General features: G+C 63.0%; 19 protein-coding genes. 14 read left to right on the top strand and 5 right to left on the bottom strand.

Annotation, left to right across the window (positions count from 1 at the left end; all coding sequences use genetic code 11):
* Window positions 1-51: 51 nt before the first annotated feature.
* Window positions 52-798 (bottom strand): GNAT family N-acetyltransferase, encoded by a 747-nt coding sequence (locus ACIQUG_RS31485; RefSeq protein WP_402326193.1) that lies wholly within the window; start codon window positions 796-798, stop codon window positions 52-54.
* 185 nt (window positions 799-983) lie between these two features.
* On the opposite strand from ACIQUG_RS31485, the gene ACIQUG_RS31480 reads away from it, so the two are divergent.
* From ACIQUG_RS31480 to ACIQUG_RS31435, 10 genes are all read left to right on the top strand, one after another.
* Window positions 984-2033 carry a LacI family DNA-binding transcriptional regulator gene (locus ACIQUG_RS31480; RefSeq protein ID WP_192448403.1) on the top strand — a complete coding sequence of 350 codons (1050 nt, stop codon included), beginning with the start codon at window positions 984-986 and terminating at the stop codon, window positions 2031-2033.
* 2 nt (window positions 2034-2035) lie between these two features.
* The gene (locus tag ACIQUG_RS31475) at window positions 2036-3001 is read left to right on the top strand and encodes an ABC transporter permease (protein ID WP_402326191.1); all 966 of its coding nucleotides are present in this window, start codon (window positions 2036-2038) and stop codon (window positions 2999-3001) included.
* Entirely contained in the window at window positions 3001-3903 is a 903-nt protein-coding gene (locus ACIQUG_RS31470) for a carbohydrate ABC transporter permease (RefSeq protein ID WP_291151043.1), read from the top strand. The genes ACIQUG_RS31475 and ACIQUG_RS31470 overlap by 1 nt, the downstream gene beginning before the upstream one ends.
* 49 nt (window positions 3904-3952) lie before the next feature.
* Window positions 3953-5374, top strand: coding sequence for an extracellular solute-binding protein (locus ACIQUG_RS31465; RefSeq protein WP_402326190.1), 1422 nt, complete (start codon window positions 3953-3955; stop codon window positions 5372-5374).
* Window positions 5364-6569 (top strand): ADP-ribosylglycohydrolase family protein, encoded by a 1206-nt coding sequence (locus ACIQUG_RS31460; protein WP_402326188.1) that lies wholly within the window; start codon window positions 5364-5366, stop codon window positions 6567-6569. The genes ACIQUG_RS31465 and ACIQUG_RS31460 overlap by 11 nt, the downstream gene beginning before the upstream one ends.
* A 16-nt stretch (window positions 6570-6585) precedes the next feature.
* Complete coding sequence (locus tag ACIQUG_RS31455; protein WP_402326186.1) at window positions 6586-8685, top strand: ADP-ribosylglycohydrolase family protein; 2100 nt, start codon at window positions 6586-6588, stop codon at window positions 8683-8685.
* Window positions 8686-8712: 27 nt separating this feature from the next.
* Complete coding sequence (locus ACIQUG_RS31450; protein WP_402326184.1) at window positions 8713-9762, top strand: ABC transporter ATP-binding protein; 1050 nt, start codon at window positions 8713-8715, stop codon at window positions 9760-9762.
* Entirely contained in the window at window positions 9759-10976 is a 1218-nt protein-coding gene (locus tag ACIQUG_RS31445) for a CaiB/BaiF CoA transferase family protein (protein ID WP_402326182.1), read from the top strand. Before ACIQUG_RS31450 ends, ACIQUG_RS31445 begins: the two co-directional genes overlap by 4 nt.
* Window positions 10973-11818 (top strand): HpcH/HpaI aldolase/citrate lyase family protein, encoded by an 846-nt coding sequence (locus ACIQUG_RS31440; RefSeq protein ID WP_402326181.1) that lies wholly within the window; start codon window positions 10973-10975, stop codon window positions 11816-11818. Before ACIQUG_RS31445 ends, ACIQUG_RS31440 begins: the two co-directional genes overlap by 4 nt.
* Before the next feature lie 225 nt (window positions 11819-12043).
* Complete coding sequence (locus tag ACIQUG_RS31435) at window positions 12044-14608, top strand: SH3 domain-containing protein (RefSeq protein ID WP_402326179.1); 2565 nt, start codon at window positions 12044-12046, stop codon at window positions 14606-14608.
* A 188-nt stretch (window positions 14609-14796) separates the two neighbouring features.
* Here the strand turns inward: ACIQUG_RS31435 and ACIQUG_RS31430 are convergent, their stop codons facing one another.
* Entirely contained in the window at window positions 14797-15987 is a 1191-nt protein-coding gene (locus ACIQUG_RS31430; RefSeq protein WP_402326178.1) for a DUF882 domain-containing protein, read from the bottom strand.
* A gap of 408 nt (window positions 15988-16395) precedes the next feature.
* On the opposite strand from ACIQUG_RS31430, the gene ACIQUG_RS31425 reads away from it, so the two are divergent.
* The 4 genes from ACIQUG_RS31425 (at window position 16396) to ACIQUG_RS31410 (ending at window position 20286) form a co-directional block, all read left to right on the top strand.
* On the top strand, window positions 16396-16728 hold the full coding sequence (locus ACIQUG_RS31425; protein ID WP_402326177.1) for a hypothetical protein: 333 nt from the start codon (window positions 16396-16398) through the stop codon (window positions 16726-16728).
* 485 nt (window positions 16729-17213) lie between these two features.
* Window positions 17214-17885 carry a response regulator transcription factor gene (locus tag ACIQUG_RS31420; RefSeq protein ID WP_043612112.1) on the top strand — a complete coding sequence of 224 codons (672 nt, stop codon included), beginning with the start codon at window positions 17214-17216 and terminating at the stop codon, window positions 17883-17885.
* Entirely contained in the window at window positions 17885-19225 is a 1341-nt protein-coding gene (locus tag ACIQUG_RS31415) for a sensor histidine kinase (RefSeq protein WP_402326175.1), read from the top strand. Before ACIQUG_RS31420 ends, ACIQUG_RS31415 begins: the two co-directional genes overlap by 1 nt.
* Before the next feature lie 221 nt (window positions 19226-19446).
* The gene (locus ACIQUG_RS31410; protein ID WP_402326246.1) at window positions 19447-20286 is read left to right on the top strand and encodes a DUF3313 domain-containing protein; all 840 of its coding nucleotides are present in this window, start codon (window positions 19447-19449) and stop codon (window positions 20284-20286) included.
* 17 nt (window positions 20287-20303) lie between these two features.
* Here ACIQUG_RS31410 and ACIQUG_RS31405 read toward each other — a convergent pair whose 3' ends face one another.
* From ACIQUG_RS31405 to ACIQUG_RS31395, 3 genes are read right to left on the bottom strand one after another with little or no spacing between them, the layout of a single operon-like run.
* The gene (locus ACIQUG_RS31405) at window positions 20304-21119 is read right to left on the bottom strand and encodes a carbohydrate ABC transporter permease (protein ID WP_402326174.1); all 816 of its coding nucleotides are present in this window, start codon (window positions 21117-21119) and stop codon (window positions 20304-20306) included.
* Window positions 21116-22060 (bottom strand): carbohydrate ABC transporter permease, encoded by a 945-nt coding sequence (locus ACIQUG_RS31400; RefSeq protein ID WP_402326172.1) that lies wholly within the window; start codon window positions 22058-22060, stop codon window positions 21116-21118. Before ACIQUG_RS31400 ends, ACIQUG_RS31405 begins: the two co-directional genes overlap by 4 nt.
* Window positions 22057-23088: an aldo/keto reductase gene (locus tag ACIQUG_RS31395; protein WP_402326171.1), complete on the bottom strand. Its 1032-nt coding sequence runs from the start codon at window positions 23086-23088 to the stop codon at window positions 22057-22059. The genes ACIQUG_RS31400 and ACIQUG_RS31395 overlap by 4 nt, the downstream gene beginning before the upstream one ends.
* Between the last annotated feature and the right edge of the window lie 12 nt (window positions 23089-23100).

Below are 23100 nucleotides of genomic sequence, written 5' to 3'. Positions count from 1 at the left end.
GTTAGCTGACGTCCGTGGGTAAGAGGCAGGCGAGAGCGTAGCCCTTAAGCTTCAGGATATCCGCAAGCTGGCACCGCGAAGCCTTAGGCCGAGGCGGGCGGCGACGCGTTGCGATGAGACGTTGTCTCGATCGGTGCTGTAAAACAGGGAGCGGGAGCGAAGTGTCGGCAGCTGTGACCAGCCGGCCGTCGCAGCGGCGCCGAAACCCCGTCCCCGAAACGCCTTGGCGGTCACAAGTCCGAGTTCGGCCCCCGTATCGGCGAGCCGTGCCGCAAATGCCAGCGAGGCGACCTCGCCGTCGACAATGGCAGCGCACCAGGGCGTCCAGAAGTCGGCCACCTCGCGGAAGCCAAGGTCGAACCAGGCCTTGGGAATCCCGTCCGTCGCCCAGCTTCGCATCATCCCTGCGCCTTCTTCGGAGTCGCTGCCAACGAGCCGTGCGTCGCCTTGATAAGGGGTGTCGTGCGGCAGCTCGAAGACAAGGCCGAAATTATGTTCGGCAGGCCCATTGCCACCAAGCAGCGACAGGTAGCGCTCAAGGTGCACCGGCGTGTTGGGATGGACGAAGGGCGGTTCGGATGCGGCGAGCCCTTCGAGTTCCGCGGCCAGATCGTCCGACAGGTCCTCACGTGTTGCGCACAGGTTTGTCTCCGCGCACCCGGCGAGCCAGAAGCGCGGGCCCGGCGTCTGATCCGGATCGTTCTCGCACACGATCCGCCCGTCGGGGCGTGTTCGAAACAATGTGTGGAAGTCTGTTTTCAGCCAATGGCTTGCTGGAATCATGAGGCGATTGTTCAATAGTTTCCCGCATCCGTCGAGCCTGTTCCATAGAGCCCTGCAGGACGGATGCGCCGATCGGCGAAGCGGGCCTTCGGTCCAGGCGGGATATTTCTTGTCTTGCCAAAGTCCAAAAGCTCGTGGTAACGTTCCCACGAGCTTGAGGCCTGTCACATTCGATGATGGCCCCGGGCCCGGGAGGAAACATGAAGAACGGACCCCGGCAACGGGCCACCATTATCGACGTCGCGGAACGGGCGGGGGTCTCGAAGAGCACGGTTGCGCGGGTTCTGGCCGGTTCTGCCAGTATTTCCGACGAGGCCCGCGATCGGGTGCTGAAGGCCGTTGCGGCCACCGGCTACGAGCGCAATCATCTGGCCGTCGGCATGCGCTCGGGGCGCAGTGGCCTGCTCGGCCTGGTCATTCCCGATATCACCAACCCCTTCTGGGCCGAAGTCGCCCGCGGCGCCCAGGATCGCGCCGCCAAGGACGACATTTCGCTCCTCGTCTTCTCGTCGGACTGGGATGCCGGCAAGGAAGCGACGCATCTGCGCGCCCTGCGCCGCGCCCGCGTCGATGGCGCGATCATCAATCCGGTCGCCGACAATTTCGATGATCTCGATCGCTTCGGCTTGCCCTTCGTCTTCATCGGGTCGAGCGCCGAGCGTTTCCCCGACACCTTGAGCGTCGGTTCGGACATTGCCCAGGCAGTCCGCCTCGGCATGGATATCCTCGTCGAGCGTGGACACCCGGCGCCGGCTCTGATGCTCGGTCCGCGGTCGCGTCTTGCACGCGCGCGGTTTCTGCGCGCCGTACATGAGCATTGCGTGGCGCGCGACCTCGATCCCGACATCCTGCAGGTCGAAGAATCCGACTACACGGTCGAAGGCGGACGAAAGGCCATGGGACGCTTGCTTGCCGGGCCGTGGAGAGGCAGCCGCGCCGTCTTCGTCGCCAACGATCTGATGGCGCTCGGCGCCATGATCGCCGTTCGCGAGGCGGGGCTTCGGTGCCCGGAGGATATTTCCATTCTCGGCTTCGATGGCATTCCGGCGGGCGCCTTCTCCTGGCCGGGGCTGACGACGATCGAAAAACCTGGCCGGCAGATCGGCATTCGCGCGGTCGAATGCCTGCTCGACCAGATTGCCGGTCGCCCGGAGCACGGCCGGATTTTTCTGCCGTGCCGACTGGTCGAGCGCGGTTCGCTTGCCGATGTCTCGGCCTTGGCACCCGTGCGCGCGGCGGCAGGGAGGTAACAATGACCGTAAGCAACGATCTTGTAGCGGATGCAGCCATGCCACAAAGTGGGAACGTTCCCAAAATCCACCGGCAAAGCTTCACGAAAAGCGTGCGGCAATGGTGGCCCTATTACCTGATGATGGCGCCCGGCCTGATCTTCTTCGTGATCTTTCATTATTTCCCGATCTGGGAAGCCAAGATCGCCTTCGAGCAGCTGCGCATCATCCCACCGAACATCTGGGTCGGGATCAAGCATTTCCAGACGCTGTTCTCCTCGCCGATCTTCTGGCAGGTGCTGGCGAACACGCTGATCATCTCGACGATGAAGATCGTCTTCTTCTTCCCGATCCCGATCATCGTTGCGCTTTTGCTCAACGAGATCCGGGGCGGTGCTTTTCGCAAGTTCATCCAGTCGGCGATCTACTTGCCGCACTTCCTGTCCTGGGTCGTCATCGCCGGCGTGTTCATCGCCGTGCTCTCGCCCAGCGACGGTGCGGTCAACGATGTCATTGGTTTCTTCGGCCTGCAGCCCGTCTCCTTCATGACCGATACCGGTTCGATCCGCTGGGTCCTGGTCTTCTCGGAGATCTGGCGCTCAGCCGGCTGGGACAGCCTGCTTTATCTCGCCGCCATCATCGCCATCGACCAGGAGCTCTATGACGCGGCCGAGATCGACGGTGCCAACCGCTGGCAGAAGATCCGCTACGTCACCATTCCGGGCATCGTGCCGACCATTGCGACACTCTTCATCCTGAATGCCGGCATGTTCCTGAACGCCGACCTCAATCAGGTGATCAACTTCTCCAACGACGTGGTGCGCGCCAAGATCGATATCATCGACACCTATGTCTACCGCATCGGCCTGCAGACCGGCGAATACTCACTGGCAACGGCCGCGGGTCTCTTCAAGGCCCTGCTCGGCATGCTGATGATCGTCGCCGCCCACCTTCTCTCGAAACGTCTTACCGGCAAGGGGGTATGGTGATGGCCGCCCACAACGTCCGCAGAACGCCGCTCGAGCGGCTCGAATATGCGATCATCGTCTCGACGCTCATGTTCCTTGTCGTCCTGACGGTGCAACCACTCCTCAACCTGCTCGCCATCTCCTTTTCGGATCCGGGCAAGGTTGCCGGCATGAGCGGCTTGACGGTCGTCCCGAATGGTTTCTCTACCGAAGTCTGGAACCTGCTGATCAACAATTCCGCGGTCCAGCGTGGTCTCTTCAACTCGATCTTCATCACGCTGGTCAGCACCTTTCTTGGCGTCGTACTGACGGCGCTCATGGCCTGGGCGCTTTCGCGTCCCGGCCTGCCGGGGCGGCGCATCATCTTCGTCTTCGTGCTCGTCACGATCGTCTTTGAGCCCGGCATCATCCCGGACTACTTCATCAACAAGCGCCTCGGTCTGCTCGACAGCTACTGGTCGCTGATCCTCTTCAAGGTCGTCAACGCCTGGTACCTGATCATCCTTGTGCGCTTCTTCGAGGAAGTGCCGAAGGAACTGATCGAGGCGTCCGAACTCGATGGCGCCAATCCCTTCCAGATCTTCTGGTATGTGGCGCTGCCGCTCGCCAAGTCGGCGCTCGCGACCATCGCGCTCTTCTACTTCGTCTTCCATTGGAACGAGTTCTTCCGGGCGATGATCTACCTCAACGACCAGTCGAAGTGGCCGCTGCAGGTGGTGCTGCGCCAGTTCGTGGTCGAGGGCGACAAGCTCGCCATGGTCGGGGTCGTCGACAGCAACAACTACACCGGTGCGAGCCAGATCAATATTCGCGCGCTGAAGGCCGGTATGATCCTGCTGACGATTGCGCCGATCCTCGCGATCTACCCACTCATTCTGAAGTTCTTCACCAAGGGCACCATGAGCGGTGCGCTGAAGGGCTGATGATGCAGAACCCAGAGATAAAAGCCAAAGCATATTGGGAGGAACAAACATGCTTGGAAAACTGATCCTTGGCGCAACCGCCGCCATGGCATTGATGGCGAGCGTTGCCATGCCCGCCTTCGCCGATCCGGTGACGATCCGGGTCGTCTCGAAAGACCTGACGACCAGCAATCCGGACGACGTCAAGCTGATGAAGGCCTATGAGGAGGCGTTGAAGGCCAAGGGCACGGACATCCATATCCAAGTCATCGACCTGCCGTCTTCGGGCTATGCCGACAAGCTCAGCGCCATGCTTCTGTCCGGCGATATCCCCGATCTCATCTATTTCCAGGGTGGCGACACCAAGATGGCCGAGCAGGGCGTGCTGGAGGACTGGAACAACTGGCTGCCGAAGACGACCTATCTGAAGGACGCGCTCTTCCCGCACAATGTCGAGAGACTGAAGAACTACCCCTATCTGCTCTATGTCTACCCGCCACGCATGCCACAGCCGGTGATCCGCACCGATTGGCTGGAAAAGTCTGGCGTTGCGGCGCCGAAGACGACCGACGACTACGTCTCGCTCTTCAAGGCGATCAAGGATGGTGACTTCGACGGCAACGGCAAGGCCGACAGCTACGGCGTGACCACCGCCGACAACACCCAGGAACTCGATGCCATCTTCAACCAGGCCTTCGGCGTGACCGGCACCTGGATGAAGAACGAGGCCGGCGAGTGGATCCATGCCCGCGTATCGGCTGCGGAAAAGGCAAAGATCGGCTTCTACGCGTCGCTGCGTGAGCAGGGCCTTTACGATCCGGAATTCATCACCACCAAGTGGGACGTGAAGGAAGACAAGTTCTATTCCGGCCGCGCCGGGGTGATCTTCGGTTCTTCCGCGGAAGTCATCGACATCTATGGCGGCAAGATGCGCCAGGCCCATCCCGGTGTGAACCTGAGCCTGCTTTCACCACCGAAGGGTCCTGGCGGCCAGGGCCTGATGGCGCTCGACGTCTCCAAGGAAGCGCGCGGTCTCGCGATCGCGACGACCTCCGAACACAAGGAAGAGGTGGTCAAGCTGCTCGACTTCATCGCCAGCCCCGAGGGCCAGGCGATCGAACGGCTCGGCTTCGAGGGTGAGCAGTACACAAAGGACGGCGAAACCATCAAACCGACCGACAAGCTCGCCACCTGGTATGCCCGTTTCCTCGTTGCCGCCAACTGGCAGCCACCGGTTCAGTGGCTCAGCGAAGCCGCGCAGCAATCGCTGAAGACGATCTCAGCCGACTTCAAGCCGGACAACGCGTTCGTCTGGCCTGCCGAATACGCCACCGACATCGACGCCACGGAAAACGTCTACCGGGCCTGGGTTTACAAGTTCGTTTCCGGCGAAGCCAAGATGGACCAGTGGGACCAGTTCGTTTCCGAGTGGAACGCCGCCGGCGGCGAGAAAATGACCGAATATGCAAGGACGGTTCTCAATGACAAATGATGCTCAAGGGCTCTCCCTCAAGGGACGGGTTCGGGCGCTTCTCTTTGGCGTCGCTTACGGCGACGCCATCGGGGCGCCGGTCGAAAAACTCTCCGCCGCGGAAATCCGCGAGCGCTATGGCCGGGTGGCGTCACTCGATACCGAGTGGCACCGCATGAAGCAGAGCGAGGCGGCCCGTAACGGCCGTGTGCGTGGCGGCGGCATCGTCACCGACGATACGCTGATGACCCTTTGCGTCATGTCGATCTACGACGACGTCAAGCGCCACCTCGATGCCTGGGACATGGCGTCGGGCATGGTGCGCGAGATCGCCTGGACGCCACGCTGGGTGCCGGAACTGCAGCGCGAAACGATGCTGATCGAGCGGCTGTTCTATCCGGAGAAATGGATCTTCCAGCGCCATCAGCTTTCGGGCTGCGATCCGCGCCAGGGTGGCGTCGGCAACATGGTGAACTGTGGTGCCGCGATGTATATCGCGCCGATCGGCGTCGCCAATGCCTGTGATCCGAAGGCGGCCTATGACGAGGCAATCGCCTTTGCCTCGGGCCACCAGCAGAGTTTCGGCCTGGAGGCTGCCGGCGTACTGGCAGCAGCAGTCGCTGCCGCTTTCGTGCCGGGCACCACGCTCGACACCGTCATCGAAGAAACGCTGGCCGTTGCCAAGGACGGAACGCGAGACGCGATCGCCGATATCGTCGAAGCTGCGCGCTCATTGAAGGGTGCTGATCACGCCACCGTCGTCGCCGAATTCCACCGCATCATCGCGCGCTATTCGCCGATGGGCGACGACGTTCAGCACACGCCGCAGAAGGCCGGCATTGCCACCGACGCCTACCAGCCGTCGCGTCTGCACGCGATCGAGGAACTGCCCCTGGCGCTCGGCTTTGCCGTCGTCAATGACGGTGACTTCTACAAGTCGATCATCGACGGCATCAACTCCGGCCGCGATACGGACTCGATCGGCGTCATGGCCGGCGCGATCCTCGGCGCCATGTACGGCGAAAGCATTATCGACCGGGCGATGGTCTCCCAGCTCGACCGCGTCAACAAGCTCGATCTCTACCGATCGGCCGATGCCTTTACCGCAACGGTGACCGCAATCCAGGCCGCCGACCATAAACGCGAAACGGCGCGGGCCACGGCGCGCGCAGGCCTCTTTGCCGTCCCCGAGCTCACCCAGGTTCCCAGTCTCTAGAATTCGAAAGTATCCGATGCTCAGCACCACAGAAATCTTCGAGCGTATCTATTCCGGCTTTATCGGCAAGGCGATCGGCGTGCGCTTGGGCGCACCCGTCGAGCCGACGATCTGGAGCTATGAACGCATCCGGGACACCTATGGCGAGGTGACGGAATATCTGCGCGATTTCAAGAATTTCGCTGCCGACGACGACACCAACGGCCCGGTCTATTTCATCCGGGCGCTGCGCGACTACGGCCTCGGCGCCACCGCCGAAGAGGTCGGCAAGACCTGGCTGAACTATGCAGCCGAAGAACACGGCATGTACTGGTGGGGCGGCTTCGGCAACTCGACCGAGCATACCGCCTATCAGAACCTGCGTGCCGGCATCCCGGCGCCGCAATCCGGCTCGATCGCCCAGAACGGCACGACGGTTGCCGAACAGATCGGCGGCCAGATCTTCATCGACAGCTGGGGCTGGGTGCATCCGGCCGACCCGAAGAAGGCTGCCGAAGCCTCGGCACTTGCAGCAAGTGTCGCCCATGACGGCGAGGGCCTGCATGGCGCCCGCTTCTGCGCCGCAGCCATCGCCCAGGCGTTTGTTGCGAAGAACATCGAGGACGTCATCGAGACGGGTCTTGCGACGATCCCGGCCGACTCGCTTTATGCCAAGGTTTCCCGCGCGGTGCTTCGCTTCCACGAGGCCAACCGGAACGACTGGCGCGCCTGCCGCGACATGCTGACGGCGGATTGGGGCTATGACCGCTATCCCGGCGTCTGCCACATCATTCCGAATGCCGGCGTTTTGATCATGAGCCTGATCTACGGCCAGGGCGACCTGCCGCGCACCGTCGAGATCGCCACAATGGCCGGCTGGGATACGGACTGCAACGCCGGCAATGCCGGTGCGATCGTCGGCACGCTGCAGCAGGTGCAGCCGGGCTGGGACAAGTACCGCAAGCCGATCAACGACTTCGTCGTCGCTTCGGGCGTGACGGGTACAGTCAACGTCGTCGACATTCCCTCGTTTGCCCGCGAACTGACCGTGCTGGCGCTGCGCCTGCAGGGGCGGGAAGCTCCCGCACTCTGGGTCGAGGATTTCGAGCGCCGCGGCGTTCGCTTCGATTTCAACGCACCCGGTGCCACCCATGGTTTCCGCACCGAGCCGTTCAACCAGATCGCCGTCAAGGCATCGGCGGAGCGTCATACGGACAATGCCAAGGGATCGCTGGAAATCCTGCTCGACCGTCTCGAGCGCGGACATGGTGGACGCATCTTCTGGAAGCCCTTCTATCGCCGCTCCGACTTCGACGACGAGCGCTACCGCCCGATGTTCACGCCGCTTGCCGATGACGGCCAGACGGTGTCGTTCAAGCTCTGGCTCGACCCGTGGAACGGTGATGGCAACCTGCGCGTGGCGCCCTATATCCGCCGCGCCATGAGCGGCACCATCCAGGAAACCGGCGCCTGGCACGTGCCGTCGGCGAGCGGCTGGCAGGACTACGCTTTCACCATCCCCGACGGCAATGGCGAGGCGGTCGACGAGGTCGGCATCCTGGTCGAGTATTTCGGCCGACTGAAGTTCCTCGGCCGGCTGTTCCTTGCGGACTTCTCCGTCTTCGGCAAGGGCCGCGCCGTCATCGATCCGGCGAAGGAAGCGCATGAATGGGGCGGCATCACCCGCTTCACCTGGAACCGCGGCCATTGGAGCCTGCAACAGGGCCGCATCCATGCTCACACGGCAACCGACGCGGACGCCTGGACGGGCAACGCCTATCTCCGCGACGTCAGCGTCAAGGCCGAGCTTCAGCCGCACTCGGGCGCTTCGCACCTGGTGGTGGCACGGGCTCAAGGTACGAGCCGCTTTTATGCTGCCGGTTTTGAGAACGGCGAAGCCGTGATCCTGCTCGAAGACCACGGCACGAAGGTCCTCGCGCGCAGCCCGTTCCGTATCGAATACGGCCGGAGCTATGCGGTCGATCTCACTGTCGAAGGCGGCAAGCTGACGCTTTCGGTCGATGGCGAGCGGGTGCTTCAGGCTGATGATGCGACGCTACGCTACGGCATGGCTGGCCTTCGCATGGCGTCTGCAGGGCGCATGTCGATCGGCAGGCTCGAGGTTGCCGAGCGCTAATTGCGGGCGAAAAGAAAGGGAGGAAACATGTCCGAGATAGAGCTTAGAAGCGTCGGCAAGAGCTACGGCAGTGTTGCCGTGCTCAACGACATCTCGTTGGAAATGGGCGACGGTGAATTCGTCGTGCTCGTCGGCCCCTCGGGCTGCGGCAAGTCTACGCTGTTGCGCATGATCGCCGGGCTGGAGGATATTTCAGCCGGCGAGATCACCATCGGCGGCAAGGTCGTCAACGACATGCCGGCCAAGGAGCGCGACATCGCCATGGTCTTCCAGTCCTACGCGCTCTATCCGCACATGAAGGTCGCGGAAAACATGAGCTTCGCCTTGAAGCTCGCCGGCGCGCCGAAGGCGGAGATCGAGAAGCGGGTGACCCAGGCGGCCGAAATCCTCGGTCTGGAAAAGCTGCTCGACCGCCTGCCGCGCGAACTCTCCGGCGGCCAGCGTCAGCGTGTCGCCATGGGTCGCGCCATCGTGCGCGACCCGCGCGCCTTCCTCTTCGACGAACCTCTGTCGAACCTCGATGCCAAGCTGCGCGTGAAGATGCGCAGCGAAATCAAGAAGCTGCATCAGCGGCTACGCCGCACGATGGTCTATGTCACCCACGACCAGACTGAGGCCATGACCATGGCCGACAAGATCGTGGTCATGAACGGCGGAAAGATCGAGCAGGCGGGCGCCCCGCTCGACCTCTACAACGATCCCGCCAACCTCTTCGTCGCCGGCTTCATCGGCTCGCCGGAGATCAACCTGATCGAGGCGATCTCCGAGGGTGAGACGGCCTTGACCCGGGATGGCGTCTCCTTGCCGCTCGGGCGAAAGGTGGAGGCGGGCAAGCGGGTCGTCTGCGGCATTCGCCCGCAACACATCACGCTTGGAACAACGGGCGTGCCGGGCCGCATCAGCCTGGTCGAACCGACCGGCGAGGACCAGGAAATCGTCGTTGACATGGGCGGCCAGGATATCACGGTCGTCGTCCACGGCGGCAAGCTGCTTGCAGCCGGTCAGGACGTGACGCTGACGATCGATGCAGACAAGGTTCTGCTCTTCGACAAGGACACCGGGGAGCGCCTTCGATGAGCGGATTTGCCAAGCGACAATTCGATCCCGATGCCAAGGGACCGCTTGCAGGCACGAGGGTCCTTGATCTTTCCCGGCTCGTTGCCGGCAACATGCTGTCGCTGCAACTGGCCGATGCCGGCGCCGACGTCATCAAGATCGAGCCGCCAGCAGGCGATCCGCTCCGCGACTGGAAGGACGATGGCCACTCGCTCTATTGGAAGACCTATAGCCGCAACAAGCGCTCCGTCGTTCTGAACCTCAGGCAAGAGGCGGCGATGACGGCGCTTTGGGCGCTGATCGATACGGCCGACGTCTTCATCGAGAACTTCCGGCCGGGAACGCTTGAGCGCATGGGGCTTTCGCCGGAAGCGCTGCACGGCCGCAATCCCAACCTGATCATCGTGCGTATTTCCGGTTTCGGCCAGACAGGGCCTTACGCGCAATTCCCAGGCTTTGGCACCATCATCGAAGGCATGAGCGGTTTTGCTTACCGCACCGGCTTTCCCGATCGCGAGCCCGTGCTGCCGCCGCTGGCGCTTGCCGACATGATCGCCGGTGTCTATGGCAGTTCGGCCACCGTGACCGCGCTGCTTGCGCGCGACCGCGGTTACGCAAAAGGGCAGGTTATCGACCTGTCGCTGCTGGAACCGATGTTCTCGGTGCTCGGGCCGGAGGCGGCGATCTATCAGACGACCGGCAAGATCAAGGAGCGTGTTGGCAGCGCCTCCAACACGGCCGCCCCACGCAACGTCTACCGCTGCCGCGACGGAAAGTACGTGGCGCTGTCCGGATCGACGCCCCAGGTCGCACGGCGGATCTTCGAGATCATCGGCCGCGCCGACATGAACCAGGACCCGCGCTTTGCCACCAATTCGGAGCGCGTCAAAAACCGCGATCTGGTCGACGAGGCCGTTGGCGGCTGGTTTGCCCGGCATGACCATGACGAGGCGCTGAAGATCATGCGCGACGCCGGTGCGACGGCCGGGCCGATCTACAATATTGCAGACGCCGCGTCCGACCCCCATTTCGCCGAGCGCGAAATCATCGTCGATGTCGAGGACGCCGAGTTCGGCAGCCTGCCGATGCACAACATCGTTCCGCGGCTTTCTGAGACGCCGGGTGTCTGGCGGAGGCCTGCACCAGCGCTTGGGGAGCACACGGCCGAAGTTCTGGCTGAGGCGGGACTGGATAGCGGCGCGATCGCGACGATTGTCCAAGGGGAGGCCGCGTGAGGCTTCGCTCCCTTCTCTACGTCCCGGCCTCGTCCGAGACGTTCATCGCCAAGGCGCACGAGCGCGGCGCGGATGCGATCATCCTCGAGCTGGAGGATTCGGTCGCCCTGGAGCAGAAGCAGGCCGCTAGGGATGGGCTGAAGGACGCCGTGGCGCAGGTGGGACGCGGTGGCGCGACCGTCTTCGTCCGCATCAATTCGGCGCTGGAACTGCGAATGGCGGATGCAGAGGCTGCCTGCCTTGCCGGCGCCTTCGGCCTCTATGTCGCAAAAGCCCGGTCGCCGCAGGAGCTAGAGGATATTGCAGCGCATCTAGCGCCGATTGAGCAGCGGATCGGCCGGCCGCCGGTCGCCTTCGTGCCGCTCCTTGAGGATGCAGGCGCCGTTCTCGATGCGCGCGCGATTGCGCGCGTCAGCCGTGTGATCGGCCTTGCTGCTGGTGGCGAAGACATTGCGACCAGCATGGGTGCAGAACCCCTGCCAGACGTATTGCGCCTTCCGAAACTGATGGTCCACCTTGCCGCCAAGGCGGAAGGCAAGCTCTCCTTCGGGATGCTTCTGACGGTTGCCGATTACAGGCGGCTGGATGCCTTGAAGGCAGCCGCTCGTGAGGCAAAGGCCCACGGGTTTGACGGCGCGAGCTGTGTCCACCCGTCCGTGGTCCCGGTGCTGAACGAGGCCTACTCACCGAGCCCAGAACGGATCGCCTGGGCAAAGACCGTGATCGACGCAGCAAAGACGGCTCAGGCAGACGGCCGTGGCGCCTTTGCGCTCAACGGCGCCATGGTCGATGCGCCGATCATCGAGCGCGCGCGTCATATTCTGCAACAGGCAGGTGGCTGACTCCGGCCTGGCGGAAACGCAGCCACGATCGTGAGGTCCGCAGGTGCGCGCCGCGATTTCGTGTCTTGCGGTTGCACCTGTCGCCGAATGTGCAATGATCCTGAAATTGTACGACTTTAACCGGCTGAAAACGCGGGACGCCTTTGTCGTCACGGCCCGTTTTCAGTGGCACTCCGGCATGCAGGGATTTCGAACAGCTTAGACACCCAGGAAGGGAATGTGATCATGCGTAGACTTCTTGCGTACCTGACGATCGCTTCGTTCTTCTCAACTTCAGCCTTTGCAGATCCTGCCATCCTGACTGCAAACGTGAACTTCAGGGTGGGCCCGGGAACCGGATTTGACGCGATGCGCGTGATCCCCCAGGGCGAGGAAATCGACATCAAGGAATGCGACGCAGAAGCCTCCTGGTGCGCCGTGAGTTATGCCGGGGCAAACGGCTTCGTTGCCGGCAAGTATCTCAACCAGTCCGATGCCACCGCGCCGGCCTGGCCAAGGATGTTCACCACCGAGAAGGGCGCGACGATCACGCTCTTCCAGCCGCAGATCACGTCCTGGAAGGATTTCAAGGAGCTCGAAGCCCTTGTCGCCACCGAGCTCAAACCATCCGCCGACGCCAAGCCGATCTATGGCATCATCGGGCTTTCGGCCAAGACCGTGGCCGACGAGGCAACGGAAAACGTCACGCTGACGGATGTGCGCACCACGCGGCTCGATTTTTCCGCCCTGGACCGGCAGCAGCTTGCGGACCTTGCGCTCGACATCGGCAAGCTTGTCCCGACCGATCCGATCGTCGTGTCGCAGCAACGCCTGGCGGCAAGCCTTGCGGACTTCCAGCGCCTCGCCGATATCCCCGATATCAAGGCCGATCCGCCGCCGATCTTTGTCAGTGAAACGCCGGCCATCCTGGTGCAGACGGACGGCAAGCCGGTGACGGCTCCCGTCAAGGGCGTCGAAGGCCTCTCCTTCGTGGTCAACACGAACTGGGATCTCTTCAAGGTGGATCAGTCGGCAGACTATTATCTGCGGAGCGAAAAGAACTGGCTGACGTCGAAGGCCCTGGAGAGCGGCTGGGTTGCGGCGGCAGCGGTGCCGGACGTCTTTTCCAAGCTGCCGGAGATCGACAACTGGAAAGGGGTAAAGGCCGCCCTTCCGCCCACGCCCTTCAGCGATAATCAACTTCCGAAGGTCTTCTATTCGGAGAAGCCTGCGGAGCTTCTGATCTTTGAGGGAAAACCGGCCCTCGAACCGATCGCGGGTACAGGGCTGGATTGGGTAGCCAACACGAGCAGCTCGGTGTTTTTCCATCGGACCAGCAAGACGTGGTACACGCTTCTGTCCGGACGGTGGTTTTCATCCACGTCGCTCGAAGGTCCCTGGACCTTTGCCACGCCTGACCTGCCCGATGATTTCGTGAACCTGCCCGACGACGCCTCCTACTCGGCCGTGCGCGCGTCGATCCCCGGCACGTCCGAAAGCGCAATGGCGCGTCTGCGGGCGAGCATTCCGAAGCTCGCTCGGGTTTCGACCGATGGAACGCTGAAGGTGGATGTGCACTACAATGGCGAGCCGAAGTTCGAGCCGATCGAAGGCACGTCGATGTTCTATGCCGTCAACGCCAACGAGCAAGTCATCAAGGTTGCGGACAAGTACTTCGTTCTGAAAGACGGTATCTGGTTCGTCGGCGATACGCCGACCGGGCCCTTTGCCGTTGCCCGCGCCGTTGCCGATGAGATCTACACGATCCCATCGTCGTCTCCGGTCTATAACGCGACCTATGTCCGCATCTACGACACGGAGCCGGATGCCATCTGGTACGGCTACACGCTCGGCTATCTCTATACCTACCTTGCCTGGGACACCGTCGTCTGGGGCTCGGGCTGGTATTATCCTCCCTATTGGGACTATTACGACGACGATTGGCCCTATTATCCGCCGCCGATCAGCTACGGGTTCGGCGCCTCATACAACCCGGCCTACGGTACGTTCGGGCGCTATGGCTACGCCTATGGCCCGGAAAGGGGCCTGGTCTTCGGCGCCGCCTATAACCCTGTCACGGGCACACGGTTCCGGGGCGGCGCGGTGGCCGGCCCCGGCGGCGAGCGCGGTTTTATTTCTGCCTACAATCCACGCACGGGCAACGCGATGGTCGCGCGGGGCGGGCAGAATGTCTACGGCTCGTGGGGCAGTGTAGCCGTCAAGCACGGCGGTGAGTTTGCGCGCATCAGCGGCGGATCGACCGGGAGCGCCGGCGGCTTGCGCTGGCGAAATTCGGAAGGCGACAAGGGCTTCATCGTCGGCAGCAAGGGCGGCGACGTCTATGCCGGCCGCGATGGCAGCGTCTATCGCCGTCAGGACGGCCAATGGCAGAAGCACACACCGGATGGCTGGCAACCGGTTCAGCGTCCGAACGGGGAAAACCTGCGCAATGCCGCCCAAGGCGCGATATCCAACCGGCCCCAAGCCGCACAGCGTATCCAGAACCGGGCCGAGACGAGAACGACACCGCGGCGCAGCCCGCAGGTTCGCCAACGGGCACCGGATCATCTGTCCTTCGATCGTGCCGGGCGACAATTCGGCAATCAGAACGAACTCAGCCGCAATTATGGGCGGCTCTATCAGGAGTCCGGCCGGAACTTCCAGAGCTTTGACCGTGGCGGCGGCGGCTACAGCGGCGGCGGTTTCCAGGGTGGCAACCGCGGCGGCTTCCACGGAGGTGGTGGTCGCGGCGGCGGAGCTGCCTTCCGCGGTGGCGGTGGCGGGCGTGGTGGCGGCGGTCGCGGTCGCTGAGGAAACACGGCCGTTCGGGCACGTTTTCCCGAGCGGCCGCGATAGGCGCGGCAATGGCGGGTGCGGGGTCGCGCCTGCTCAGGCGAAGAACAGCGGCGTGATCATCGGATCGTCTGCCGGTGTGGCGCAGGCTTGGTGGTACGGCGGACCCGACCATCGAGCCTTGAGCGCTGACAATCGGTCCGGTATCAGCCGTCCGACCAGAAGCGCTCCTTGTTGAAGCTCTTGTCTTCCTTGCCCGCCGGGGACGCGCGTTTCGGAACGCGCGGCGTATCGTCGGCGCTTGCCACCGAAAGCTCCAGGTTCGCCGGAAGGGCCAGTCGCTCAAGCTCCTTGGCCGGCGCCAGTGCCCATTTGAAAAGCGCGGCGTCGCGAATTGTCCATTCGGCTTTTGCTGGCGACGGGCCGGTGAGGCTGCTTTCGCCTGCAGCCGGATGGCGCATCATGCCCACGCCAAGCGCGACCTTGAACGACGAGGAGGGAACGAAAGCCGAGACGTTCGTGGGAAGCGCGCGCTCGGGCGTGGGGGTGGGCGTAACGGTCGCGGCGGTCGCCGTGGCGCGCAGCGTCGGCAGCGGGACGCTGATCGCCGCAAGGTCGAAGAACGGCGACTTTTCGGCAGCTTCCTTCCGCATGGTTTGAAGCTCGAGGGCTTCTTCTCCGCGGCTCTTGCGGGTCGGAAGCATCGCGGTCAACAGCGTGTTGTCGGAGGTTTCTCTGCCTTTGACTTTTGCCGGACCGGCGCTGTTTGCAGCGACGATCGAAGTTGCCTTGACCCGTCGCTTGTAGTCGGCCATCGCCTGGTCATAACCTGGCAAAGCCCCGCCGCTGGCGGGAAGATGGAGGGTCTTTCCGTTTGGGAAGACGCGGGCCAGTTCCTGGCGCGACATCCGCGGCCACGCGCGCACATTTCCGACGTCGAGATGCACGAAGGGTGATCCTGACGTGGGGTAGTAGCCCACGCCGCCGACCTGCATCTGCATGGCGATTTCCCGCAGCCGGGTAAGCTTCACGCCCGGGATATAGAAATCCATCGCCTTACCCAGCATGTGCTGGCTGTTCTTGGCGACCCCGGTGCTGCGCGAGCGGCCGCGCAGCATGCTGTTGGTGGCCGGCGAACGGTAGGCCGAGACGACGTTGATGTAGTCCTTGCCACCGGCGCGCTGATAGACCTCCCAGACGAGATCGAGGAGACGTGGGTCCATGCGGGCAGGCTCGTTCCTGCGCCAGTCGCGCAGGAAACGGTTGATCTGCGCCAGCCCCTTCTGGTCGTATTTGCCGTCCCGTTTGAAGGTGATCGTCGCGCGCTCGCCGGTGTGCGTGAAGAACAGCTTAAGCGAGCGGACTTCTGCCGACGCCGCAGTGCTGCTGAACGCCATGGCGGACGCTGCAAGGGCGGTGACTGCGGCCGCTCGTGCGGCCCACCGGGCGATACGCTTGACGCCTCTGACGACGGCAGGCGAGGCAGGTTCTGGATACGCAGTTACAGGATACTCAGACACAGCGGCTTCCGATTCAAACGAGGTACAATCCACCGGCGGTAGCGACCGGCGGCTCGGCTCTTCAACGGAGATTATGGTCAACAAAGGATTAAGAAGCGGTTGATGCGATTGGACGTGTTTCCCGGTGACGCATTTTTGGGACGCCACCGGATTTCAGCGCCTCGGCTTGCCCATGCCAGAACGGTCGCGTGAGGGTGTTGGCTCTTGTTTTCCGCAATCCATACATTAGTTACTATGAATGGATGAGTTGGTTGCACCGCGGTACTTGCATCGCCAAGGTGTCTCATGAAAAGCACGAAAGACGTCATTGCCGAACTGACCCGCGCCGCGCGCGATGTTCACATGCTGACGGAGGGCGAAAAGCTCCGCCTTGTCTCCCGGGCTTATGTCACGATCAAGGAAGGTTGGGAGCTGCTGGGGCAGCCCGATCGCATCGTGGAGTCAGCCGAAACGATGGACGTCATCCGCGCCGGCGGCATGCCGGTGCATCTCTACGACGACGAGATGCGGGCGATCCTCCAGGAGGCCGTCAAGGTCATCAAGCAGATCGAAGCGGCGATGGAAGCCAAAAATGCTCGAGCACCCGCGTCCGGCGAAGATACCAGCCAAGAGTCGTGAACGAGCCCGAAGCAATTCGAGCGATGGCCGCCGACCTCAATTCGTGCGGCGACGTTCTAATTGGCGAGTTCGGTCAGATGGCCGTCGGGGATCTGATCCACGGCGCGCTACATCGCAATTCGATTGGATGTGAGGATCAGAATAATCGCCGGGCCCGCCAGGAAGGCGGCGAGGAAAAGCGCCGACAAGATCGAGCGCAGGAGGAAGCGCAGCAGGGGTCTCCGGGTCATTGGGCGGCCCCATACGCATTGCGCTGATCGACAGTTTGCAATTCCGTTCCGGAAGCGCACTCCGCTTTTGACGCCATCATGCTCCCTGTTCCTTTCCGGTTCGTTGAAGGCCGGGCCCCTATGTTGCGAGGGCGGCTCGCCGCGTTTGCTAGGTCCCAACAATTGCAGCAATGTTACGCTCGGCCGCCCCGTGGTTTCCGTAATGCTGCTGTAATTCTTGCGGCAGATTCGGAAGGCCGAAGCCATGGGGTGCCGATGCGGATATTGCTGATCGAAGACGAGAGGGAACTGGCGGCGGCGCTGGCTGTGGCGCTCAGCAAATATGGCATCGTCATCGACCATACGACCCATCTCGCCGACGCAGCCGAGCTTGCCCGTCAGAACGACTACGGCGCTATTCTTCTCGACCGCCGTTTGCCCGACGGCGAAGGGCTCAGCTTCATCCCGCAATTGCGGCGCATTGGCCAGGATGCGCCGATCATCGTCTTGACGGCGCGCAACGAGCCGATGGAGCGGGTTGAAGGCCTCGACATCGGGGCGGACGACTATCTCGGCAAGCCCTTTCTCGTCGAGGAACTGATGGCACGCCTGCGTGCCGTGTTGCGCCGTCCCGCGGCACTCGCTGAGCTTGAGATCAAGGTCGGGCGCATGGCGCTCGACCCGCTGAACCTCACAGTGACCGTCGATGACGTGAAGCTCGACGTCCCGAGGCGCGAACTCTTCGTGCTCCAGGCGCTTGCCAGGCGCAGGGACAAAACCGTTCTTCGCTCGACGCTCGAAGCTGCCGTCTACAACTACGAAGAAGAGATCCAGTCGAACGCGATCGACGCCCACATTTCGAGGCTGCGCAAGCGGCTGGCTGATGCTGGCGCCGGCGTCTCGATCCACAACATCCGTGGGGTCGGCTACCTCCTGAAGGAAGAGTGATGATGGGCCAGGAGGCAAGACGCAATCCATCGCTCTGGTGGCGGCTCAGCTGGCAGTTGAGCCTCGTGATCATCGCCGTCGTCGCCTCGGTGATCATTGGGCTCTGCATCTGGGCAACCACGATCATGTCGCCGAACACGGCGATGGAAGGGACGGTCGTCGCGGTCGTGTCCGGTGCCGTAGGCCGGGGCAGCGATGGTGCAATGCAGCTTTCCGAGACCGACGACCTGGCGGCGCTCAAGGCACAAAACAGCGCCTTGTGGTTCGTGGTCGCCACCACCAGTGGTGCCTTCGCCTCCTATGGGTCTATTCCGCCCGCCTATGCCGCACTGCCCCAGGTAATCCACCTGTTCGACGAAGCCGATATCAGGGGAGCCGCAACCACCCGCGAGATTGCGACGATCGAAAACGCGAAGACACCGGCCGGCGAAGTGCGGATCCTGTTTGGCGGCGTGGCGGACAAGGGCTGGGGTGCCCTGGCTCTCTTGGCGAAGGCCTATCCGATCTACCTGTCTTTGATCGCCAGTGCGCTTCCGGCGATTTTTCTTGCTGTTCCCCATATCGTCGGTCGCGCGCTGGCGACGGTGAGCGAGGTTGCCGACGAAGCATCGCGGATCGATCCGCGCCGCCACGGGACGCGCCTGCCGCTCGCGGGTATCCCGAATGAGGTCGCCCCGGTTCTGGTCGCCTTTAACGGCGCACTCGAGCGCCTCGAAGACGAGGCCAGGAAGCGACGGCGCTTTCTGGTCGATGCGGCCCACGAACTGCGAACCCCCATTGCCATCATGCAGACGCGCATCGACGGCATGGCGGTGGGCCGGGAGCGAACGCGCCTGATGGACGACGTTGCCCGGCTCGCAGAAACGGCGGAGCAGCTTCTGGATTTCGAGCGCAACGACCAGGCGCTCGTTCTGGATGAGCCGATGGATCTGGTCGACATCGCGCGATCGGCCGTCGCCGATCTCGCCCCGCTGGCGATCGCGGGAGGTTATCAGGTGTCATTCCACAGTGACGTGGAGACGCTTACGCGAAAGGGCAACCCGCCTGCCGTCTTGCGCGCGGTCACCAACCTCGTCCGAAATGCCATCGATCACGGCGGCAATGCCGGCCTGATTGCCGTCTCCGTCTCAAGCGATGGGCGCGTCGAGGTTTCCGACGAAGGACCCGGCATACCTGCCGAGCATCAGGAACTCGTCTTTGAGCCGTTTTACAGGGTTTCTCCCAAAGAAACGGGCGCGGGTCTTGGTTTGAGCCTTGTGAAGCAGGTGGTTTCCAACCACGGGGGCCGCGTCAGCCTCACGAGTTCAACGGACGGAACCAAGGTTGCCGTCCACCTCTGATCGGCGACAGGCTTCCACACTGTGTCAGCGTCACCCTTGCGCCCGGGCCTTTCGTCACGACAGCATTTCCCGGTGACAGCTCGAACCAGCTTGTAATTCTGTAGCAATTGTCCATCCCCAAGGTCGCCGTTGCATGCCAACGGAGATCATGGAACGTGCTAAAACAATATTTGATTCAATCTCTTAACAGGCTTTCTTCATCACTCGTCCTTCCCCGCGCGGTGGGTCTGGCGGGACTACTCTCGGTGGCCCTGGCCGGATGCCAATCGGTTCCGCTGAAGGAGGCGGGGACGCTGACCTCCTATAGCAAGCTCGGCCCGTCGAAAGGCATGGTGGCGAAGAAACGCCTCTACGTCGACGGACAACGCCTGGCCGGCGTAAGAACCATCCGCATCGCGCCGACGATGTTTTCCTTTGCCGCCGCCTCCAAAATCAAGTCCGGTGCCGATCGCGATCTGGTCTCGAACGCTCTCGACCGGGCGCTCTGCGTCGCGCTCAGCGACAGGTATCAGATGGTTTCCGCCGATCAGCCTGCTGATCTGACGGTTCGCTCCGTGGTCGCCGATATTGTTCCGACAGACAAGGCGCTCGCAGGGGTCTCGACGGCCGTGACCGTTGGCACCGGGTTCGTGCTCCCCGTCAGCGTGCCGCGATTGCCTGTAGGCCTCGGGGGCCTGGCCGTCGAGGCCGAAGCTGTCGATGCCGGTGGCGCGCAAAGCGCTGCGATGCTTTGGGCGCGGGGCGCGAATTCGATCTTCGACAAGCCCCGTGTTTCCGAAGTCGGCGACGCCTATGGCTTTGCGACGAAATTCGCCAACGAATTTTCGCAGGTGCTGATTTCCGGCAAGGAACCGAAGGCATTGGATATCGCGCTTCCGACCCGGCAGCGCGTGCAGTCCTGGTTGGGTGGCAAACCCAAATATGCCGCATGCGATGCCTTCGGCCGGGCGCCGGGCCTGGTCGGCGCGATCGCAGCCAAATACGGCGCGCCGCCTCAATGGACTGACAAGAAGCGGAAAGCCGGGGCCGAGCAGGCGCTCAAGCCTCCCATTGCGCGATAGCTCGCCGTCGGCGCTCCCTACTTCACGCCGCCATGGGCAAGCCCGCTCACGAGGTAGCGTTGCATGAACAGCGCGACCAGATAGACCGGTGCTATGCCCGCCAGGGAAGCGGCTGCCATCTGGCCGAAATTCACCAGCCGGTCGCCCTGGAAGAGCGAGATGCCGACCGGCAAGGTCCGCGTGGCGTCGGAGAAGGTGAAGGCGGAAGCAAACAGGAACTCGTTGTAGGACAAGACCGTGACGATGATGAAGGTTGCGACGATCCCCGGCGCGATGATCGGCACGACGATCTGCAGCAGCGTGCGAAACGGACCGGCACCGTCCATCGCCGCTGCCTGCTCGATTTCGATCGGCATGCGACGCAGGAACGGCATCAGCAACCAGAAGGCGACGGGTACGTTGGCGAAGCCGTAGATGAGAACAAGCCCGGCGCGCGTATCGAGCAGTCCGGTTGTCTTCAGCAGGAAAAACAGCGGGATCAGCGCCACGATCGGCGGGGCCATGTAGCTCGAGAGCGTAACGTTCGACAGCCACTTGCCACCGATCTTCAGCCGCAGGACGGCATAGGCCGACGGCAGCGCCAGTGCGATGGTGACCAGGCCCGAGACGAGCGACACGACCACGGAATTCAGAATGAAGCCGAGGATGTTGGCCGCTTCGAAGGCCGCCGGCCAGTTGGCGAGCGTCGGCGCCGTCGGCCAGAAGCGGCCGTTGAGCACGTCGTCCTTCGTCTTCAAGGAAACCGCGATGAGATAAAGGAAGGGCAGGGCAAAGAAGCTGACGACGGGAGCTGCCGCAAGCCCGAGCCACAGATGTCGCGCGGCGGGCTTCATAGTTCTCGTCTTTCGAAGTGCTGGTGCAGTCGCACGACGGGCAAGGTCACAAGTCCGATGACCAGCGCGTAGATCATCGTCTCGGCTGCGGCGCGGCCGACGTCGAACTGTTCGATTGCCCGCCGATAGATGGCAAAGCCGGCCGATGTCGTCGCAAAGCCGGGCCCGCCGAAGGTCAGGATGTAGACGAGGTCGAAGAGCTTGAACGATAAAATGAGCTTCAGCAGATAGATCGACGAAAGCGGTGCGGCGACCAGCGGCAGGGTGATGTGCCAGAAACGCTGCCAGCCATTGGCCCCGTCCACCATGGCCGCCTCGTGAACGCTCTCAGGCACCGTGGAAAGGGCCGCAAAGCAGAGAATGACGATGAAGGGCGTCCATTGCCAGAGATCGGCGACGCCGATTGCCAGCCAAGCGAGCGTCGGGTGGCCGAGAATGGAAATCGGCTCGGAGATCACGCCATAGGTGATCAGGGTGCCGTTCAAGAGCCCGCCTGCCGGCGCGAAGATCAGCTTCCAGGCGATGCCGACCATGACCGGTGGGGTCATCAGCGGCAACAGCACGAGGCTCATCAGGAAGCGGCCGGCCTTCAACAGGGACGTAAAAAGCAGCGCGATCAGGAAGCCGAGGGCAAGCTGCACCAGCGAGGTGGCAAGTGCATAGGCGACGCTTCTGCCGATGGCTGCAAGGAAGATCGGATCCTGAAGCGCCGTTGCAAAGTGCTTGATGCCGACGAAGCCGCGGAACGGCTTTCCGAGCGTGCTCTTGCTGAAGGCAAGCGCCAGCAGAAAGACGGTCGGGTAGAGCGTCGTGACGACCAGCGCGACGAGGACCGGCGCGATCCAGGCGAGCCGACCGAGACGCGCCCGAAGGGCGCGGCTGCGCGCGGCGACACCTGCCGCACCGGCGGGTTCCAGCACCTCGACGGCAAAGGCGGTCATGCGGCCTCGGCCAGATCCGGGCGCGTCGGCCCGCTGCCGGCCCGGGTCGCGAGCAACATGTCCTCGATATCATCGAGATCACGAGGGGTGAGCTCCAGGGTTGCCGCATCGATCCAGCCATCGATCTGCAGCGGTTCGCGCGCGCCGATGATGGCCCCGGTAACGCCGGGCCAGGAAATCGCCCAGGCGGCAGCGATCGCAGCAACGGTCGTTTCGTGGCGCGCGGCAATCGGCCTCAAGCCTTCGGTAAAGGCGAGGTTCCGGTGAAGCGCTTCGCCTGAAAATTCCTCGTCGCGCGATCGCCAGTCGTCCTGCGGAAGGGCCCGGGCGCGCGCCGGCGTAAAGGCGCCGGTGAGCAGGCCCGATTGCAGCGGGCTGTAGGCGATGACGCCGCTGCCATGCGCCTGCACCCAGGGCAGCTCTGCTCTGGCGAACTGGCGCTTGATCGCCGAAAAGGGCGGTTGCACGACATCGACGGGCGCGACCGTTGCCGCGCGCTCGAGAAGCGCCCGATCGTGGTTCGAAAGCCCGATGGCCCTAACCTTGCCCTCTTTCTTCAATTCGGCAAACGTCGCCCAGTAGTCCTCGACCGGCGTGCCGTCATTGGTAGGCCAGTGCACCTGGTAGAGGTCGATGGTATCGACGCCGAGCCGCTTCAGGGAAGCCTCCAACTCGCGGCGAATGGACCGGGCATTGCCGACGCGAGCCGGAAGGGCGTTGCGGTTGTCCGGGTCCCAGATCAGCCCGGCCTTGGTGAAGATCAACGGACGTTCGGATCGCGGGATGGTCGAGAGCGCCTCGCGCACGATCTGTTCGGAATGGCCGAGGCCATAGACGGGTGCCGTGTCGATCCAGTTGATGCCGCGCTCGACCGCATGACGAATGGCGGCGATCGACCGGGTATCGTCCTGGCTTCCCCATCCCCACCCCCAATCGGGGCCACCGATGGCCCAGGCGCCGAAGCCAACGGGCGTGATGTCGAAATCGGTTCGGCCGAGCCTGCGCTTCGGCAAGGATCTTGCACTCATGGTCTTTTGCCT

Source organism: Ensifer sp. NPDC090286 (genome assembly GCF_044769565.1).
Lineage (GTDB): Bacteria > Pseudomonadota > Alphaproteobacteria > Rhizobiales > Rhizobiaceae > Ensifer.
Note: the sequence above shows the minus strand (reverse complement) of the source record. Positions and strands in the feature narration are given on the sequence as shown.

Excerpts from the sequence above, each read along its gene's own strand:
- ACIQUG_RS31405 (WP_402326174.1), bottom strand. The coding sequence starts at position 21,119 with ATGAAGCCCGCCGCGCGACATCTGTGGCTCGGGCTTGCGGCAGCTCCC.
- ACIQUG_RS31455 (WP_402326186.1), top strand. The coding sequence starts at position 6,586 with ATGCTCAGCACCACAGAAATCTTCGAGCGTATCTATTCCGGCTTTATC.
- ACIQUG_RS31400 (WP_402326172.1), bottom strand. The coding sequence starts at position 22,060 with ATGACCGCCTTTGCCGTCGAGGTGCTGGAACCCGCCGGTGCGGCAGGT.
- ACIQUG_RS31425 (WP_402326177.1), top strand. The coding sequence starts at position 16,396 with ATGAAAAGCACGAAAGACGTCATTGCCGAACTGACCCGCGCCGCGCGC.
- ACIQUG_RS31475 (WP_402326191.1), top strand. The coding sequence starts at position 2,036 with ATGACCGTAAGCAACGATCTTGTAGCGGATGCAGCCATGCCACAAAGT.
- ACIQUG_RS31470 (WP_291151043.1), top strand. The coding sequence starts at position 3,001 with ATGGCCGCCCACAACGTCCGCAGAACGCCGCTCGAGCGGCTCGAATAT.
- ACIQUG_RS31460 (WP_402326188.1), top strand. The coding sequence starts at position 5,364 with ATGACAAATGATGCTCAAGGGCTCTCCCTCAAGGGACGGGTTCGGGCG.
- ACIQUG_RS31420 (WP_043612112.1), top strand. The coding sequence starts at position 17,214 with ATGCGGATATTGCTGATCGAAGACGAGAGGGAACTGGCGGCGGCGCTG.
- ACIQUG_RS31430 (WP_402326178.1), bottom strand. The coding sequence starts at position 15,987 with ATGGCGTTCAGCAGCACTGCGGCGTCGGCAGAAGTCCGCTCGCTTAAG.
- ACIQUG_RS31415 (WP_402326175.1), top strand. The coding sequence starts at position 17,885 with ATGATGGGCCAGGAGGCAAGACGCAATCCATCGCTCTGGTGGCGGCTC.
- ACIQUG_RS31445 (WP_402326182.1), top strand. The coding sequence starts at position 9,759 with ATGAGCGGATTTGCCAAGCGACAATTCGATCCCGATGCCAAGGGACCG.
- ACIQUG_RS31480 (WP_192448403.1), top strand. The coding sequence starts at position 984 with ATGAAGAACGGACCCCGGCAACGGGCCACCATTATCGACGTCGCGGAA.
- ACIQUG_RS31435 (WP_402326179.1), top strand. The coding sequence starts at position 12,044 with ATGCGTAGACTTCTTGCGTACCTGACGATCGCTTCGTTCTTCTCAACT.
- ACIQUG_RS31450 (WP_402326184.1), top strand. The coding sequence starts at position 8,713 with ATGTCCGAGATAGAGCTTAGAAGCGTCGGCAAGAGCTACGGCAGTGTT.
- ACIQUG_RS31465 (WP_402326190.1), top strand. The coding sequence starts at position 3,953 with ATGCTTGGAAAACTGATCCTTGGCGCAACCGCCGCCATGGCATTGATG.
- ACIQUG_RS31395 (WP_402326171.1), bottom strand. The coding sequence starts at position 23,088 with ATGAGTGCAAGATCCTTGCCGAAGCGCAGGCTCGGCCGAACCGATTTC.